General features: G+C 28.3%; 26 protein-coding genes. 23 read left to right on the top strand and 3 right to left on the bottom strand.

The genetic code is table 11. From position 1 onward, the window contains the following. Positions 1-73 precede the first annotated feature (73 nt). From B3B03_RS06715 to B3B03_RS06640, 16 genes are all read left to right on the top strand, one after another. Positions 74-436 carry a sigma-70 family RNA polymerase sigma factor gene (locus B3B03_RS06715; protein WP_346876798.1) on the top strand — a complete coding sequence of 121 codons (363 nt, stop codon included), beginning with the start codon at positions 74-76 and terminating at the stop codon, positions 434-436. 158 nt (positions 437-594) lie between these two features. Beyond that, a complete protein-coding gene (locus tag B3B03_RS06710) occupies positions 595-894 on the top strand; it encodes a hypothetical protein (RefSeq protein WP_346876797.1) in 300 nt (99 codons plus the stop codon). A 184-nt stretch (positions 895-1,078) separates the two neighbouring features. Then, entirely contained in the window at positions 1,079-1,561 is a 483-nt protein-coding gene (locus B3B03_RS06705) for a GNAT family N-acetyltransferase (RefSeq protein WP_346876796.1), read from the top strand. A 105-nt stretch (positions 1,562-1,666) separates the two neighbouring features. Next, complete coding sequence (locus B3B03_RS06700; RefSeq protein WP_346846788.1) at positions 1,667-2,110, top strand: GNAT family N-acetyltransferase; 444 nt, start codon at positions 1,667-1,669, stop codon at positions 2,108-2,110. Positions 2,111-2,381: 271 nt separating this feature from the next. After that, positions 2,382-3,299: a hypothetical protein gene (locus tag B3B03_RS06695; protein ID WP_346876795.1), complete on the top strand. Its 918-nt coding sequence runs from the start codon at positions 2,382-2,384 to the stop codon at positions 3,297-3,299. Positions 3,300-3,433: 134 nt separating this feature from the next. Further along, on the top strand, positions 3,434-3,901 hold the full coding sequence (locus B3B03_RS06690; protein WP_346876794.1) for an NUDIX domain-containing protein: 468 nt from the start codon (positions 3,434-3,436) through the stop codon (positions 3,899-3,901). Between the two features lie 108 nt (positions 3,902-4,009). Further along, positions 4,010-4,429: a GNAT family N-acetyltransferase gene (locus B3B03_RS06685; protein WP_346876793.1), complete on the top strand. Its 420-nt coding sequence runs from the start codon at positions 4,010-4,012 to the stop codon at positions 4,427-4,429. Between the two features lie 174 nt (positions 4,430-4,603). Further along, a complete protein-coding gene (locus B3B03_RS06680) occupies positions 4,604-4,849 on the top strand; it encodes a hypothetical protein (protein WP_346846792.1) in 246 nt (81 codons plus the stop codon). A gap of 374 nt (positions 4,850-5,223) precedes the next feature. Beyond that, complete coding sequence (locus tag B3B03_RS06675; protein WP_346846793.1) at positions 5,224-5,934, top strand: HAD family hydrolase; 711 nt, start codon at positions 5,224-5,226, stop codon at positions 5,932-5,934. A 75-nt stretch (positions 5,935-6,009) separates the two neighbouring features. After that, a complete protein-coding gene (locus B3B03_RS06670; protein WP_346876792.1) occupies positions 6,010-6,522 on the top strand; it encodes a GNAT family N-acetyltransferase in 513 nt (170 codons plus the stop codon). Between the two features lie 282 nt (positions 6,523-6,804). Beyond that, complete coding sequence (locus tag B3B03_RS06665) at positions 6,805-7,440, top strand: class I SAM-dependent methyltransferase (RefSeq protein ID WP_346876791.1); 636 nt, start codon at positions 6,805-6,807, stop codon at positions 7,438-7,440. A gap of 229 nt (positions 7,441-7,669) precedes the next feature. Next, a complete protein-coding gene (locus B3B03_RS06660; RefSeq protein WP_346876790.1) occupies positions 7,670-7,996 on the top strand; it encodes a hypothetical protein in 327 nt (108 codons plus the stop codon). A gap of 220 nt (positions 7,997-8,216) precedes the next feature. Next, the gene (locus B3B03_RS06655) at positions 8,217-8,675 is read left to right on the top strand and encodes a GNAT family N-acetyltransferase (protein WP_346876789.1); all 459 of its coding nucleotides are present in this window, start codon (positions 8,217-8,219) and stop codon (positions 8,673-8,675) included. 271 nt (positions 8,676-8,946) lie between these two features. After that, positions 8,947-9,135, top strand: a complete 189-nt coding sequence (locus B3B03_RS06650; protein ID WP_346876788.1) for a hypothetical protein — start codon at positions 8,947-8,949, stop codon at positions 9,133-9,135. A 266-nt stretch (positions 9,136-9,401) separates the two neighbouring features. Next, entirely contained in the window at positions 9,402-9,617 is a 216-nt protein-coding gene (locus tag B3B03_RS06645) for a hypothetical protein (protein ID WP_346876787.1), read from the top strand. Positions 9,618-9,621: 4 nt separating this feature from the next. Next, on the top strand, positions 9,622-9,924 hold the full coding sequence (locus B3B03_RS06640; RefSeq protein ID WP_346846801.1) for a spore coat protein: 303 nt from the start codon (positions 9,622-9,624) through the stop codon (positions 9,922-9,924). A gap of 337 nt (positions 9,925-10,261) precedes the next feature. On the opposite strand, the gene B3B03_RS06635 is transcribed toward B3B03_RS06640, so the two are convergent. Then, positions 10,262-10,591: a hypothetical protein gene (locus tag B3B03_RS06635; protein ID WP_346876786.1), complete on the bottom strand. Its 330-nt coding sequence runs from the start codon at positions 10,589-10,591 to the stop codon at positions 10,262-10,264. A gap of 366 nt (positions 10,592-10,957) precedes the next feature. Here B3B03_RS06635 and B3B03_RS06630 point away from each other — a divergent pair, with 366 nt between their 5' ends. From B3B03_RS06630 to B3B03_RS06620, 3 genes are all read left to right on the top strand, one after another. Further along, entirely contained in the window at positions 10,958-11,428 is a 471-nt protein-coding gene (locus B3B03_RS06630) for an NUDIX domain-containing protein (protein WP_346846803.1), read from the top strand. A gap of 211 nt (positions 11,429-11,639) precedes the next feature. Next, positions 11,640-13,544: a S41 family peptidase gene (locus B3B03_RS06625; RefSeq protein WP_346876785.1), complete on the top strand. Its 1,905-nt coding sequence runs from the start codon at positions 11,640-11,642 to the stop codon at positions 13,542-13,544. A gap of 219 nt (positions 13,545-13,763) precedes the next feature. Continuing rightward, on the top strand, positions 13,764-14,243 hold the full coding sequence (locus tag B3B03_RS06620; RefSeq protein ID WP_346846805.1) for a GNAT family N-acetyltransferase: 480 nt from the start codon (positions 13,764-13,766) through the stop codon (positions 14,241-14,243). A 217-nt stretch (positions 14,244-14,460) separates the two neighbouring features. Here B3B03_RS06620 and B3B03_RS06615 read toward each other — a convergent pair whose 3' ends face one another. Then, complete coding sequence (locus B3B03_RS06615; protein WP_346876784.1) at positions 14,461-14,727, bottom strand: hypothetical protein; 267 nt, start codon at positions 14,725-14,727, stop codon at positions 14,461-14,463. 30 nt (positions 14,728-14,757) lie between these two features. After that, complete coding sequence (locus B3B03_RS06610) at positions 14,758-14,880, bottom strand: hypothetical protein (protein ID WP_346846807.1); 123 nt, start codon at positions 14,878-14,880, stop codon at positions 14,758-14,760. Positions 14,881-15,381: 501 nt separating this feature from the next. On the opposite strand from B3B03_RS06610, the gene B3B03_RS06605 reads away from it, so the two are divergent. From B3B03_RS06605 to B3B03_RS06590, 4 genes are all read left to right on the top strand, one after another. After that, a complete protein-coding gene (locus tag B3B03_RS06605) occupies positions 15,382-15,834 on the top strand; it encodes an NUDIX hydrolase (protein WP_346876783.1) in 453 nt (150 codons plus the stop codon). Positions 15,835-16,069: 235 nt separating this feature from the next. Further along, positions 16,070-16,597 (top strand): GrpB family protein, encoded by a 528-nt coding sequence (locus B3B03_RS06600; protein ID WP_346846809.1) that lies wholly within the window; start codon positions 16,070-16,072, stop codon positions 16,595-16,597. Positions 16,598-16,714: 117 nt separating this feature from the next. Then, on the top strand, positions 16,715-17,377 hold the full coding sequence (locus tag B3B03_RS06595) for a Type 1 glutamine amidotransferase-like domain-containing protein (RefSeq protein ID WP_346876782.1): 663 nt from the start codon (positions 16,715-16,717) through the stop codon (positions 17,375-17,377). A gap of 127 nt (positions 17,378-17,504) precedes the next feature. Continuing rightward, positions 17,505-18,005, top strand: coding sequence for a GNAT family N-acetyltransferase (locus B3B03_RS06590; protein ID WP_346846811.1), 501 nt, complete (start codon positions 17,505-17,507; stop codon positions 18,003-18,005). The last annotated feature ends 199 nt before the right edge of the window (positions 18,006-18,204 follow it).

Here is an 18,204-nt window from a genome sequence, read left to right as displayed (position 1 = left end):
CTATTAGAGCATATTTATAATATAAATAATATATATATACTATATATGTATATATAGGGGAAAAAATGGACACATGGACACAGGAGGAAATAGCCTAGGAGAAAGGATTTTTGTTATGGATAATTGTGCTAAAATTCAAGAATTGGTGACAAAGGCAAAAGCAGGGGAGGATACTGCCCTTGAAGAGCTAATAAAAAATTTCAAGGCTTTTATATCTAGCCAAGCTGTGGCTATAAGTGTAAAGGGCTATGACATAGATGACCTAATTCAAGTGGGTATTATTGCCCTATATAAAGCAGTCCATGGCTATGATATAACCAAAGGTCACTTCCCATGTCATGTAGCTATAGCTATAAAAAACAACCTTGAAGGTCTAATTTACATGGGCAGAAACACCGATGGAAAGAATTCTGTTAGTAAGCTTCAGAGAAGCTAAAAACTCTATTTATAAGGTTTTACTGAATGTATATAGAAATTTAAATTTAAGTTAATACCATTGGTCGTACAATATGGTAAAATTGTAAATTATAATAGAATATTGCAGCGTGCTAAATAAGCACCTTGCATTACCATGGAATATCTAGGAGGTTCAGTATGAAATTAAGGTTAAATATTTACTCATTCATTTTATCATTGATATGTGTAATATTATTCTTTTTATCAATAGAATCAAATAAGGTAATTAACTTTACAATGGATCTATTGCAAGTGCATCCATTAGTTATAGTTATGATACTTTCTATAATCACACTATTACTAGGGCTACTTGGATTTTCGGCAGCCATCAGCTGGTTTCAATTATTTAGAGGAGTCTTTACAGTAGCCATAACCATTATAATGACAGGATTTATAATTTTTATCTTAACTGTTGGTAGGGTAGTTTCATTTACTTAAACTAAAAAGTGGTTGCTTCTAGAAAAAAGTAGCCACTTAATTTTATGACCTTTTCTTTAATTGGATGCTTTTTGTACATAAACATACACTTTATAGAAATTATGTTACAATAAGTTTATAATATAAGTGAATAATTGTAGGAAAAACATGTCAAAGTACTAAACAATAAGAAGGAGAAGTTATAATGAATAACAAGATTTTGTATCAAAAGATATATACTGATGACTATAAAGAATTAACAAAAATCATGACTTCTGCATTTAATGAAGATACATCAATGCACACGGATATAAAAGAGGATGGACCTAAAGGATATAATGATGGCAGTTTGATTAAATGGCTCAATGAGCACACAGATTTTGAAAGTTATAAAGTTATTTATGAAGGAAATACAGTTGGTGCTTACACAGTTGGAATTAAGCCCAATAATGAATATAGTTTGGAAATGCTCTTTATTGATCCAAATTACAGAGGACATCATCTTGGAACTATAGTTTGGAATGACATAGAGCAAAAATATATAAATGCTAAGATGTGGACAGTTGAAACGCCGGATTATTCAATAAGAAACCATAGATTTTATACTAAAAAATGTGGATTTACATTTTTAAAGGAAAACATATATAATGATGAATGCAAATCTTTTGTTTTTAAGAAGGAAAAATAATATTATAAACAGATTGAATTAAGATAAGAAAGAAGATTAATCAAGTAATTCATTGGTTAAGATGCATGAATTTAAATGTTTTGAATTTGGGGGATAAGTAATTATATGAATAATATATATTTTAAAGATATAGATAATACTAATGAAAATATTGTTAGGAAAATAAAATTAAAGTCAGACCAAGAGAAATTTATTGAAACTGTAGATGAATGCTTAGAAGAAGCAAGAACTTGTAGTCAATGGAATCCTGTAGCTATATATCATAAGGAGGCAGTAATTGGATTTGCAATGTACGGATCCTTTGGGCCTAATAAAGATACTTGGATTGATAGAATAATGATAGATGAAAGATACCAGGGAAAAGGATTTGGAAGAATTGCAATGACCAACCTTATTGATATAGTTTCGAAAAAATATGATGTTAATACTATCTACTTAAGTATAGTTGAGCAAAATACATTAGCTTATAGTTTATATAAAAGCATTGGATTTGAGTATATAAATGAAAAGGATGTTAATGGAGAACTTATATTTAAGTATACAATTTAAAATAATTGTTTAAGCAAGGTGGAGTCAGAGAGTTTTTATGTTTTAAAATCTCATCTTTTTATATGGTGAAATTGATATATAATTAAATAACTTATTAGTAATACTGTTTATTTTAGAGCATCTCTATATGGAGGTGCTTTTAATATGCTCATACAGTTTATTTCAATTGTGCTATAATAAGTATGTTAAGGAATAATTGTGTTAAATTACGAAGTAAATAAAATACGTATATTGCAAAAGTATAAATTTGTATTTATTAGAAGGAGGTAGTATGAGTACAAACAGTATAGAGATGTTAAAACTTATTGACTTGAAGCCTGTGAGTAGCAGAATAAATTATGAGGTTTTAGAAACATTCCAATGTAATGGATACAGAAGGGAACTTATTCAATATTTCATACATGGACGTAAAAACACTGCCTTTTTGTTTTTGCCAGATGGAGAAGGTAAGCATCCAGCAGTTTTAATAAATCATCAACATAACAGAGAAAGAAATCTTGGCAAAAGTGAAGTTTGCGGTCTTGCTGGGAATCATCTTCAAGCCTTTGGTCCTGCACTTGCAGAGAGGGGATTTGTTGTCATCGCACCAGATTCATTGTGTTTTGAGGATAGAAGAGTTAATGCCTCAGGAATCAATAAAAATGATGAAGATGATGACTGGCAGCATTTTCTTACAATGTGCTACGGAATACTCACAGGTCAGACTCTGGCAAAAACAGTAATTGAAGATGCAATGGGAGCAATCAGCGTGTTAAATGGATTGGATTGCGTTGATTATAATAAAATAGGTTGTTTAGGACATTCATATGGAGGTAATACAACGATTTATCTTACTGCATTTGATAAAAGAATACATTATGCTTGTGCTAGCGGTAGTGCCGCAACATTTAGAAACAGAATTAAGAATAATGTTGGTATTGAAATGGCAAGTGTTATACCAAATTTTATGAGATATTATGATATTGACGATGTAGTATGCGAGATTTGCCCAACTAAATTTCTAATTGTATCAGCAACAGAAGATAAATACTCGAAAGATGCAATGGATATCTATAAAAAGGCAGAAAAGGAATATATAAAATGTAATGCAGGGCAACAAATTAGTATTAAACAATATGAAGGTGGTCATGCACTTACATCAGAAAGATTTAATTATATAGTTGACTGGATTATTGAGGCTGCAAAATAAATATAGAAGTTTAATTAATTCGTAATCTTCTATAATTAAGAAATTATATTGATAAGTTTCGCATAGGGGTATAAGAAAGTGAACTTAAAGTCTAAAAGAAACTTAAATGAGGTGTTTTAGATATGTTAAGGAATATGACTACAATTTATATTATATTTAAAAATAAAATGTTACTGCTTTATAGAGTTGGTTCAAGAGTTGTGAAACCTTCTTGGTGTGGTATAGGTGGTCATTTTGAAAAAGGCGAACTAAATAATCCAAAGGCATGTGTTTTAAGGGAACTGTTTGAAGAAACAGGTATTACAGAAAACGATATTGGAACTGTAGATTTAAAATATGTTACACTTCGTATGAAGAATAATGAGATTAGGCAAAACTATTACTATTTCACTGAACTACAAAACACTGAAATAGACATTAATGAATGTGATGAAGGCATATTGGAGTGGGTTAATATGGATGAAGTTTTAGATAGAGAAATGCCTTTTACTGCTAAAGAATGTTTGAGGCATTATTTGTCTATAGGTAAAGATAATAATAAGTTGTATGCAGGAATTGCAAGTGAAAATGGTGTTGATTTTATTGAATTAAAGGAATTTTGATGGTTGTCCTTTTCTTAAAACGGAAAATAAGAAATTATTAGTGAGTGGTAGAAATTAATTCTCCACATAAAGTAGCTAGTTCAAATATATATGAAATGGAGAATAAAAATGAATATAAAATATAAAGAAAATGGAACGTTTGAATTAAAACAATTGATAGAATTATATAAAAATGTTGGGTGGACAGTATATTCAGATAAACCTGATAAACTATTTAAGGCAGTAAAAAATTCCTTATTCAATATTGGAGCTTTTGATGGGGAAGAGTTGATTGGATTAATTAGGGTTGTTGGTGATGATGCTTATATTATTTATATACAAGATATCTTAGTAAAAGAAGAGTATCAAAGACAAGGCATAGGAAATTATCTTTTACAATCAGTATTAGATAAATATAAGCATATTAGACAAATTGTACTGATGACTGATAATACAGAAAAAACTAAAGCCTTTTATAAGAAAAGTGGTATGTCCACATCATGTGAACTTGAAGGAATTGCATTTGTTAAATACAATTTTGAGGCATAGATTGATCAGGTTTTAATGGCTTTGATTAAAAATCAAAGCTGTTTATTTTAAAGCATCTCTATATAGAGGTGCTTTTATACATTTTATTGAAATTGTGTTATAATAAGTATATCAATAAGAATGTGAAGGAATAATTATAAATTGTTACGCACTATCATATAAGGGGGTATATATTTGAGAGATATATTAAGAGAATTTCCTGTTATTCTAGAACTACTTTCTTTGATTCCTTATTGTATAATACTTTGGGGATATATAAAGCATATAAAGATATCTAAAAAACTAAAGAGGCATGATGATACAGAAATAGTTAGTAAGGAAACGCTAGAAGAACTTAAGGTAGCAAATAGATTAATTATAATTGGATTTATTACAGTAATAGTTTTGAGAATAATTGGGGTATTAATTTACATTGAATAATTTGAAAACTTATTAATGGTTTAATTTTAGCTTATTTTAGTCTATTATAAAATCCAAACTCTACTAACAAGACTTCTTTTGCTTTAGAGGAATTTATGGTATTTTATAGAATATATTACCATAAAGCGATCAGCGATGGTTGTGCAAAAAGCATATATACAAATGCATTTAAGCAACGGAGCTAAAAGGAGGATTGAAGCATGCTAAAAGTGGAGGAACTTCTAAATTTCGATTTAGACCCGATACCTAGATATCTTTTAATTTTCCTTTATCTAATTCATGGAGAGACCATGTTAATAGAAAGATTGACTGTACGGTTAGGATACAAAAAATATTATCAAGGCTAGATAAATAATAATTTGCGGAGGGGTTTTATGGCTAAAGTTAGAGCTATTGTCTTTGATTTATTTGACACATTGCTTCATGATATTAAATTTGATTTTAATTCGGGTTTATCTTATCTACATAAAAATATTTTATCAAAAGACACTGTTAAAGCTGAATTTCTAGATTATGCAGCTACATATTGGAAAGAACTTTATGATAAAAGAAGCGAGGATAATTCAGAACTGGCATTTGAAGATGAACTTTTAGATTTTAAAAATAAATATGGTTTTAAAGTGAATTATTCCCTAGAAGAAATTTTATTTAATTGTGCACTTGAAATAAATACTACTGAATTGTTTAATGACACTATTTCTACCTTAGAGCAACTTAAGTTATTAGGAATCCCAGTATATTTATTAAGTAACTCCATATTTAAAAAGAATGTAATGAAAAGATTCATTAACCAATATGATTTAGAAAAATATTTTGCTAATATACATTTCAGTGCGGATTATAAGATAAGGAAGCCCCATAAAGATTTATTTAAAATTGTATTTGATGATATTAAAAAGTATGATACTACCATCGAAATGGAACAAGTTTACTTCATTGGAGATAACTTTGAAGCTGATGTTCTAGGGGCTGAAAAATTTGGTTTTACACCTGTTTTTATAAACCGTAAACATGATACCCATATTAATAACAAAAATTTTATTGAGATTAATTCCCTAAATGAATTATTAGAGATAATTAGATAAAAATAGGCATGTTAGACAAATTGTAGGATGACTGATAATGATATATAAGCAAGAGTGAATAATGCTTTAATGAGAATGTCAAAAAATATGGATTTACTAGATAAAAAGATAACTAATTATATTGTATATGAGGGTGATTGTATGAACTATAAAATTGTGAAAATAGATGCACGGAATTATTCATTATTTGATGATATGATATATTGGAGAATGAACGGTAGTGAAAGATTACCATTGAAAGAAGCAATTAAGCAAAGTATTATAAATGAATTGTCAAATCCTAATTTGTTTATATATGTGGTTGAAGTGGAAAGACGATATGTTGGTTGGATTTCATTAATTTATATGCCTAAAGTTGGTAAATATAATGGTTTTGGACATGTTTATGTTGATGAATTATGGATTCATCCTTCATATCGCAGAAATGGGTTTGCCTATGAATTAATGAAAAAAGCAGAGATATTAAGGCAAGAAAAGAATGCTACAGGCATTAGGCTATACGTAGATGTTGATAATATTAGTGCAAAAAAATTATATGAACAATGTGATTTTAGTGTTTCATGTTCAGCATACTTAATGGAAAAGTAGTTGCAATTATAAACTGCATTAAGTTGAAAGTTTCTTAAATTAGGTAATGAAATTAATAAATAATAAGCAATTGAATAAAAACCTATATGATATCGTAATTAAATCCATAAATATTGATAGGTCTAAAAGATATAATTCAATGGTTGATTTTTATATTGAATGGAACAAATCATTAAGGACATTATAAACACAATCTTATATAACATAAGACTAAGTAAAGGTTATTTATATAATATTTCATCATAAATTATAATTCAATAAAAAGAAACTAGGAGGTTTGTCATGACACAGAAGAAATATTGGAATACAGTCGCAGAAAACAAAGAATTTACAACACCTTTTCACTTTGAAGAGTTTGCTAAGTTTGTTAATAAGGAAGGTATTATTCTAGATGTGGGTTGTGGTTATGGAAGAACATTAGAACAGCTAAATTTAGAAGGGTACAGCAATTTAATAGGAATTGACTTCTCAGAGAAAATGATACAACGAGGCAATGTAAAATATCCTCATTTAGATTTGAGGGTAATGCAAGGAGATAATATTGAATTAGATAGTGAAAGTTGTGATGCGGTTATTTTATTTGCAGTGCTAACGTGTATTGTTAACGATAAAGAACAGGCAGCATTGCTAAAAGAAATAGAGCGTGTTTTGAAACCTAATGGGATTCTGTATATTAATGATTTCTTACTAAACACAGATGAACGCAATATAGAACGTTATAAGTTATTTCAAGATAAATACCAAAAATATGGTGTATTTGAATTACCTGAAGGTGCTATAGTTAGGCATCACGATATAAAATGGATTGATCAATGTTTGCAGCCATTTGATAAATTGATTTTAAATCAGGTGGTATATACAACTATGAATGGAAATAAATCAAACGGTTATTATTACTTAGGTAGAAAAAGAGGATAATCATAAAGCTAACGATAATAATTATTAGTTAGGATAATTGACACTCTTTTCATTTTGAATTTTTTCATAAGTTGTTTAGTTAATACCTAAGCCTTGCCTTCTTCTTAATTTGTCCACCTTATAGAGTACATTTTATATTGCTCCTATTTTATAGTGCAAAATGATATAAGTGAATAATTGTATATTATTATTAATAATACATAAAATATCACTGAGAGGTGGATATTATATGAAAAAATTTATTATGATCTTACTAATTTTAGTAACTATTATATTTGGTACATCTATTACAACTTATGCATCTTCACGAAATATGTATAAAGAGGGGTTTTATAAAGTATCGGATTTTAATCATTCAAAAGATGGTTCTTATCATGTTCAAAATATATCAGCATATAGTATTTCTGTTATTGTTTTTAATGAAAATAATATTAAAACACAAGTCTTATATCTAGAACCTAAATCACCAAGACATTATTTAGTTTCTCTTAAATCTGAATATAAAATCGTAATAGTTGGTGACGGTGAAGTACATATTGATGCAGGTATAAAATAATTAGATCTTATATTTTTTAACTAGTTATTATAAAATAAGTATACTTATCATTAAATGGCTTTGATTTGAAATCAAAGCTATTTATTTTAGAGAATCTCTATATAGAGGTGCTTATTTGCATACATTTTATTGTACTAATGCTATAATAGGTATTATATTTATGATTGCAAATGAAAAAAATTAGGAAATTGTGTTCAAATTAATTTTAGGGGGGGATTTAATGTATCAATATTATAAAGGATTGATTATTAGAGAAGGTGCAGATGGGATTAAGGGGGATATCATTAAAAAAATGTACAATGAAGTTGGTTGGGTGTCTGTAAATCAACCGTTATGGCTAGATGAAAAGTATGAAATCTGCTTTAAAAATTCATCATGGGTTTTCACTGTCTGGGATAAGGAAGATATGATAGCTATGGTAAGGGTTGTATCAGATAGAGTCATGACAGCAACAATCCAAGACCTGGCTGTGAAAGAAGAGTATAGAGGAAAAGGCATAGGTAAAAAACTTATAGACTTGTGTTTAGAAAAGTTACCCCATGGAAATTGGTGGGTGCATACTACTCCAGAAAATTATGATTTCTATAAGAAATGTAGATTTGAGATTCCTCAAACATCTGATAGTTCATCAATGATATATATGGGATATATTAAGGCTAAATTAGAAGGACATAGATGAGGATGTGGAAGATAGTGTTAGGAAATAAGGGGAATACTAGAAGCAAATAATAAAAGATTATGAAAATCTAGCTAATTACGAACTAGAACTTACTAGCATAGAAGAAATATTACCAATAATCATTAATAATGATAAATCAAAAATTATATTTAGTGATAATGAAAATGATGAATATTGCAATTCATTTGTAGAGGTTTTTAGGAAATACGCTCAAATAGTAAGGGATTGGAGTATTAATATAGATGCTGAAGAAGTTTATGGTTATCCTAGTATGGATGATTTGAAAGAATTGCTCAATGACTTAAATCAGTACTATGATTTATTCTGTTTAGAAGAAAGGGAAAATGAATATTATGTTGGAAATATTCATTTAAAAGATTTTAATTATTCTTACGTAAGTAAAGCTATAACTAAAGTAATTAATAATTCATATTTTGAAGAAATTAAGAAATTATATTAATATATGATTCTATTAAGACATTTAATAAATCTATAGATTAGTATTTAATAAACCTTGATTTGAGCATCTCTTTTTAGAGGTGCTTTTTGTATTTTAATATATCTTATTGTAGTTGAGCTATAATAAGTATTATATTAACAAACCTACCTCATAAAAAAGCAAATGATACTTATTTGAAAATAAAATGGATAGATATAACATGGTTATTAATCTTCTTAAAATCACATAATATAAGTGCTTATAATTTATATTATGGAGGTAAGAACATGAGAAAACTTTCAGAAGCAGAAGTACTATCTTTAACATCACTTTTGAAGATGGAACAAGATGGATTAATTGTACAAAGAGCAGTAAATGCACTAATAACGGATGAAAATCTAAAAAGACAAGGTGAATCTAGCACGCTAGCATGCGAGGGTAGGATAAAAGGAATACAACAATTTATCACTGAAAATCAAGTAACAGTTCCAAGGGAGGTATAATGGAATGGCAAATTTAGTTGGAAACCTAATTAAAAACAACATTAATATCAATGATGAGGTTATATCTACAAATATGCTTTCTTCTGGAAAAGCTGCAGCTGACGCTTATCTAAATGCTACATTAACAAGCAGTACTCCAGAGTTAAGATCCATTTATTCTTCTGGTTTAAATCAAATAGTTGGAGGGCACACTGCTCTTACAGAACTAGCTGTAAACAAAGGTTGGGCTAAACCTTATAATTCACCTATGCAACAATTGACTGATACCTATAATGAATCAAAAACTGTAACTGATCAAACTGAATAATAAATTATAAATCTATTATGATTAATTGGAAGGGCTGTTACACAATAGAAAATTACTTCTAGGTGCGACAGCACTTCTTATTTTTTGTATATAAAAGAGGTAGTTACCATTGTAATAACTAGAAGAGTTATACTTACAAATAAAAAAATATATTATAACTCTTCAGCATTCTGAATAGTTTACTGCATATTAATAACTGAAAAATATACTTGGAGCAAATAATAAATGATTATGAAAATCTAGCTAATTACGAAATAGAACTTAATAGCATAGCAGAATAATTTACTAGCATAGAAGAAATTAAGAAATTAAGAAATTATAACAATAAAAGGACACCCTATTGTGTCCCTTTATCAATAAATATTTGACCGTTACCAACTATAACAATTCTATAGTCAGGCTTAAGAGGAATTAAATTATACTTAGCTGACTTAGGTTCAAGACGAATAGATTGTATTATAACTTGATTTTCATCATAAAGAGTAAGAAAAACACTATCATTTGCTGAAACATTTTGGACTATATAAGATTCATTTGGGGATATATTGAAATCAGTTGCTTTATAAACACCTTCTGTAAATATATTTTCAGCAAATACACGTGTAGAAGCAAAAGTACTTAATACCAATGTAATTAAAATTAACAATATAACGGTAAACTTTTTCATAGCACAGCCTCCTTTCGTCTTTAGTTTGTGTAATGGAGCTAATAATATACAGATTTGTAATTTAAGGAAATGAATTAATTAGGATAAATAAATTGGTAGTTTATTGCAATTGTCTTATAATGAGTATGTTATATAATTATAAGATATTATAAAAGTAATGAATGCAAATTTAAAATACATTAATAAATCTATAGATTAATATTTAATAAACTTTGATATGAGCATCTCTTTTTAGAGGTGTTTTTTGTATATTGGTACATTTTATTGTAAGTGTGCAATGATAAGTATTATAATTATGATTGTAAATGAATAATTGTGTTATAGTGCATAACATTGTAGATTTTAAATATTGGAGGATGGAATAATATGATTGAAGCAAAATTTTATTATAAAAATGAAAATGCACCAAAGCCTAATAAGCCAAACCATATAGGTGCCTGTGCAATTATTAAGTATAATAATAAAATATTATTAGAAAAAAGAGCAGATAGTAACCGTTGGGCACTTATAGGCGGAGGTTTGAAAATTGATGAAAGTTTAGAAGAAGGAATAATTAGAGAAATTAATGAAGAAACAGGAATTATAATATCAGAAGAGTCTTTGTTCTTTTGGAAAATGTTTTCAGACCCATCAAGAATCGCAGCATATCCAGATGGAAATATTGTTAGAATAATATCTGCTGCTTATATAGTAAATTTAACAGAGAATCATAAATTGGTATGCAGTGACGAATCAGAAGAATTGAAGTATTTTACTTACCAAGAGCTAGAAAAATTAAATATCGCTGAAACACATAGACATATAATTAAAGAGTATTTTTCATCAATGATAAGTTAACTGTTGATTTTTTTAAGTGAGCATATTTCAAATCACCTAACAAAAATTATAATATATTCCATAAATGGTTTTCACATTAGTTACTATGTGATATAGTGTTTTTATGGTATGTTTACAATATTATAGACAATATTGTATATATTTGTACTTTATCAAAGATAAAATCTTATTGAAAAAGATTTTAAAGTACTAAAGAATGTAGGTGGAAAGTATGAAAAAAAAAGAAGTTAAAATGAATGTATTTAGTAAAAAAGTAATAATTAGTTTTATACTTATAGTTATGGGTCTAACATTTGTAGCTTGTACTAGTTCAGATAAAACTAAAGAAAAGAATCTTAAAAGATCCCAAGATACAGAATTTGCATCAGATAGTGGAGTTAGGATAGAAAAATTAAGTGAAGTTCAACAGAAGAATTTGCATACTTTAGCAAAGGTCTGGGGATTTACTAAGTATCGTCATCCAGAGATTACAGCAGGGAATGTTAATTGGGATGCAGAATTATTTAGAGTTATTCCCAAAGTGCTTGAGGCAACCACCAAGGAAGAAGCTGGAGATATCATGGCTACATGGTTAAACCAGTTTCCATTTCAGGTTAATACACTTAGTAAAGAACAGGAAGATCTATATCATCAAGTAAAAGAGAAAGTATACTTAGATGTAGAATATTCATGGATAAAGAATAGACAAGTCCTTGGAAATAACCTTGCTGACTATCTTGAAAATTTATCAGAGGTAAAAGTAACTGATAATGACAATGGATATGCTGTTTTTGAAGAAGGGGATATTGTTAATGTATCTTCAGATTCTTTTATGGACAATTCTATTAACTATGAAGACACAGGAATGAGATTGCTCGGGTTGTTTCGTTATTGGAATATTATAGAATATTTCTATCCATATAAAAATCTCATGGATGAAGATTGGGATCAAGTACTTTATGACAAGATTCCTGAGTTAGCACTTCAAGGTGATAAGGAATCATATGTATTATCCATTGCAAATCTTACCACATATATTCATGACTCTCATGGCTTTTTTAATGATAACTTTAAGGTGCTACAACAACACTTTGGAGCATACAAAGCAAAAGCATCAATATTTAATATAGATGGTCAGATTGTCATTGCTGGCAGGGAAGATAAGTCCCCTTTAAAGGTAGGAGATATTGTAGTAGCTATTGATGGAACTACTATAGAAAAGATAATAGAGGAGTGCAACAAATATATATCAGTATCAGATAAAAATCGTTTTACAAATGCTTTTGACTATTACCTTTTGCGTTCTACAAAAGAAATAGCTGAAATAGAGGTAATAAGAAATGGTGAAAAGTTAAGCTTGAATGTTCCATGCTATTATAATAGCAAGTATGATGTAAAAAGACTGGGCCAAGATGAGAAAAGTTGCTTTATGGGAGACAAAAAAATAGGTTATATTAATATAGCTACACTTGAAAGTGGAGATTTAGATAAATTAATGAAAAAATTTAAAGGGACAGAAGGGTTGATTATTGATGCGCGATTCGATAATGTAAAAATGAGTGAATATTTAAAATTTATTAATTATCCTATAGGGGAATATATAAAACCTAAAGTTTCTGAATATCAACAATTTTATTCAAGTAATAGTTTCGAACCAGGGAAATTTATCAAATCAACCAGTAATAGTTCAGGAAGAGGATTCATAGCGGAACAATTGGACAAAGGTATAGATTCAACTACATTTAGCAAAATATTTGATAACGGCATTATTAGAACCTCATTAGGAAAAGTAAAAGATAGATATCAGTATAATGGGAAGGTAATAATACTGATGAATGAATGTACACAAAGCGTCTTGGAGACAATGGTTATGTCTTTTATGGATGCACCAAATGCAACGGTAATAGGAACTCCTTCTGCAGGAGCTAATGGTAATAAAATGGACATTACACTCCCAGGGTGTATACAGACATCTATATCAGGGCTAGCAGTAACATATATGGATGGAAGCCAGACACAAAGAATAGGTCTTAAACCTGACATAACTGTAAAACAAACTGTGAAAGGAATTGCAGAGGGTAAGGATGAGGTTATAGAAAAAGCAATAGAGTTAATCACGAAACCAGAGAGTAAATAGCAATAGTGTAAAATAAGTAAGAACATGTGAAATAATATTATGATAAATTCTATTTTGTGGTTTCAAAAGTTGCTAAGTATATATAATTATGATTGTAAATCAGAAATTGTAAAATGTTGTGAAGTAATTAAATATGACACCTTGTGGTGGATGTGGTGAATTTATTCATGAAAGTATCATATTGTAATGTAAATGGAAAATTTTCTAGAGGTGTACGAAATGAATTTGAGATTGGCAGGTCTTACAGAGCTATATGCAAAAGAAGTTTGCGATTGGAAATATGACGATATATATTCTATATATAATTATCCAGGATGGGATAAAGTATCTAATGAAAAATGGGGGATTACAATAGAAGAAAAGAGAAAGAGTGAATTTAATGCTGTGATTGATGATTGCAATTGCTTATGTGGATACATAAGGTTACTGGATAAAAATGAGTGTGTTTTTATTGGAATTGGTTTAAAACCATCTCTATGTGGACAAGGATTAGGAAAGGTCTTAATGGAAATAGTAAAAGAACAATGCAAGAAGATATATACAGATAAAAAGATTGCTTTAGAAGTTCGGTCTTTCAATGAAAGGGCGATTAAATGTTATAAAAGTGCAGGGTTTAATGTAGTAGATACTTATAGGAAAGATACGCCTCTTGGTTATGGAGAATTTGTTAGAATGGAATTTTATGAGCACTCTTCTTAATAGAATTCCTAATAAAGACTATTGTAGTTTATAGAATTTTATTTTACAATCAGCCTTAGGAAAGTACAATATTGAGGCATAAAGTGACTAGATATTTAAATTTTAATTTATATTAGGGGTAAAAAACAAATGGAAGATTGCTCTTCCATTTGTTTTTATATTTCATTTTACATATTGTCTTTCATATCTGGATATTGTCTATAAATATATATTTACTTCAATTAAACTTCTTATTACAATATAGACATTGATATACCAAATCAATATCACTATCTTTGTCAAATTTCATTGGTAACCTGTAATTACAATAAGGACATTTCCAAAACAAAAGAGATAATACTATAAATACTGGCAATAAACTTATACCAATAATTGTAAATAAGGTAAAAGGAAAAAAACATCCTATAAAGCATAGAGGAACAGATAAAAATAAGCAGGCCAAAGAAATTTTACGAATTTTTAGTAAATTTTCTATCTTATTCATGATACACCTCCCAATATATATTAAAGTTAATCAATCTGATCTATTATCTTCTTGTATTTCCTTTTTCCATCTTTCCATAGATTCCTCATGTTCTTTCTTTTGAGTTGAATTTTCTCCTTCTGCATTAAATATAATCTTTGTTCTCTTTTTCATCTACTTACTCTCCTCATAATTAATATCATAACTCAAATTAGAAAAAAATACTAAAAAATCAATTTATGGATTAATTATACTATGAATAGTTTACTACAAAATAATGAAAAATAAAATAATTTTAAATTTACCGTAGAGGATATATTAACTTTAACTTTTTTGCCCTTAATGAAGACTAAAAGGAATAAGGGGAATATAACCATTGAAAGTATTGAGTTAGCATAAAAAATGCCAGAAGGATTTGAAGTTCAAAAGAATCTTGAGGATTATGCTTATAAGCAATATTAAGACGAATAGTATAAGCATAATATTGAATTTAATGGCTTTGATTAAAAATCAGAGCCATTTATTTTAGAGCATCTCTTTATGGAGGTGCTTTTTTCATATACATACATTTTATTGTAATCGTGCTATAATAAGTATTATATTTATGGTTGTAAATGAAAAAATGTAATTTATTATTCGTTAAATACAAATAAATGTAAAAGGGAAGTGTATATTATGAGAGCGCCTATACAGGTATTAGTAATACCATATAAATTAGTTAATGAAATCCCATTATATTGTATTTTTAAGAGAAATAATGGAGATTATTGGAAATTTATTGCTGGCGGAGCTGAAGACGATGAAACTCCTTTAGAGGCTGCAAAGAGAGAATCATTTGAAGAGTCTGATATAGAAAGTTTAAATAAATTTTATCAATTAGTATCTACATTTTATGTGCCTGCTAACTGCATATCAGAGAAATGTAGACAATATTGGGATAAGAATGTATTTGTAATACCTGAATATTGTTTTGCAGTTAATATTAACAATAACCATATAGAATTATCATTAGAACATACTGAATATTTCTGGGGGACATATCAAGAGGTTTTTAAAAAGTTATATTGGGAAAGTAATAAAGTTGCACTATTTGAACTAAATAGTAGAATTGAAACAAACTTATTTTAGAGTAATCAATTTACAAATTCAATATATTGTCTATAAGTTATGTAAGATATTAAAATTTAAAAACTATACCCTTACCTAGTTTAAAATACATATAGGTATATACTTAACTATCTAATATAGGTAAAAATGCATATAGAGACCTATTTAAATATAAAAACATGAACCAGTTTAACTATAGATATATTTAACTATTAAACTAGAATATTTAGTGCATCTCTTTAAGGAGGTTAAATAAATGATTGGATTAGCAAGGGGAACCGTTAAGATTGTTCCATATAGCTTTAATTGGAAAGAGATTTATAAGGAAGAAGAAAAACTATTGTATCATTTGTTAGGCAAAACTGCTATAGACATACAACATGTAGGAAGTACATCAATAGAAGGACTTGATTCAAAACCAATTATAGATATTGCTGTAGGAGTTAAATCATTGGATGATGTAGATAAGCATAGAAACTTATTAGAAGCAAATGGATATCAATTTAGAGATAATGCAGGGATTGAAGGTCGTGTAATGTTTGCTAAAGGAAGGGAAGATTTAAGAACTCATTATTTGCATATAGAAATAATTAACGGAGAACTGTGGAAAAATCACATCTATTTTCGTGATTACCTTAGGCTAAATAAGGAAGCCGTTGAGGAATATTCAAGGCTAAAGAAGAATTTAGCTTCAAAGTATACTAATGATAGAGGTTCATATACAAATGCAAAGAATGAATTTATTAATTCTGTATTAAAAAAGGTAAAAGAAGAAGTGGATTGACACGCTCTTTAGTAAGGAATACATAATGGAATTTATGTTTGTAGCAGAAAATAAAAACGGTTATATTAAATTGTGAAGCATTATGAATTTTAAAAAGTTTCATTGAGGGGGAGTATTATGAATATTTTATTAGATGGATTAGATTTTAACGAATCATGGGCATATAAAACATTAAAGAATATAATTAGACCTGAGTACAAAATTTGTGTGATTCCTTTTGCTTTTCATGAGGATTGGATAAAAAATGAGGCTGAGTGGGAAAAATCCTATAATAAAATAAGTGGTGAGCATTGCAAAAATATAGCTGCTCCATTTTACACTTATGGAATAGAGGATAATAATATAACATTGATTAATTACTTTACAGACAATTCAGAAAGTGCTAAAGCAAAAATTAATTCAGCGGATATAGTTTTTTTTACAGGTGGATTCCCAGATAAAATAATGAGTAGGCTATCGGAGTTAGGATTGATTAATACCGTAGAACAGCATAGTGGAATAATAATGGGATGGAGTGCTGGTGCTATGATGCAATGCTCGCAGTATTATATTTCTCCAGATAAAGATTATCCAGAGTTTATTTATGAAAAAGGACTAAGATGTATAGACAATTTTGCAGTTGAAGTACACTATAAAAATACTGATTCACAAAATAAAAGTATTGAAAAATATATAAGAGAAAATGGAAAGATGGTATATACTACACAACAACAAAGTGCAATAATTGTTGACGGTTATAACCTATCATTGTTAGGAAATGCAAAAGTTTATCAAAAATAACTTTAATATTAAATTTTCAATAAGAAGGAACTGTAGTATAGAGGAAAGATTGCCAGATTACTTGAGGATTATGCAATAAAAGCAAAAAGGTCTGCACCTATAAATGAAATATAAAAGAGGTATTAGAATGTTATATGAAATTAGATTAGCAGAGGAAGATGATATAAGGATAATAGTTGAGTTACTAAATAAAGTAACGTTAAACTTACATCAAAAAAGTATTAATCAATGGACATATCCTTGGGATATTGAAGAAATAAACATAGACGTAAAAAATAAAAACATCTATATGATGACAATAGACAAGCTAATAGTTGGAACATTTTCTATAAAAGACATGGATGTTAATGCTGTACTTCACATCAACAAACCCAATAATTTATATCTTTACAGAATAGCAATATTACCAGGGTATCAAGGAAAAGATATAGGACTTAAAATTGTTAATTATGCCTTTAAGATTTCAAGAAATTTAAGAAAAACACTATATTTAGACTGTTGGGCTGGAAATGTAAAATTAAAAAACTATTATTCTAAAGCGGGATTTGATTATTGCGGAGATTTTCAAGAAAAAGATTATATGATTAGTGTTTTTAAATATACATTTCCATTAAACAATTTACAATAAGTGTATTGATCAATTCTATTTTAGTATTCTGGCGCGAGAATATTATAATAATTATAAGTAAGGTTAATACATCACCCCGGATATTTTTGGTCAACAGCACTTGAAACTGGAGATATAATTAAAGTATTAAATAACAACAATGAATACGAATTAAATAAAGTGGTAACTTCTGTAAGATTAATAGAATCTATAGAATAAT

Source organism: Clostridium sp. UBA5712 (assembly GCF_002419845.1).
GTDB lineage: Bacteria > Bacillota > Clostridia > Clostridiales > Clostridiaceae > Clostridium_J > Clostridium_J sulfidigenes.
This window is presented reverse-complemented; position numbering and strand designations above follow the sequence as displayed.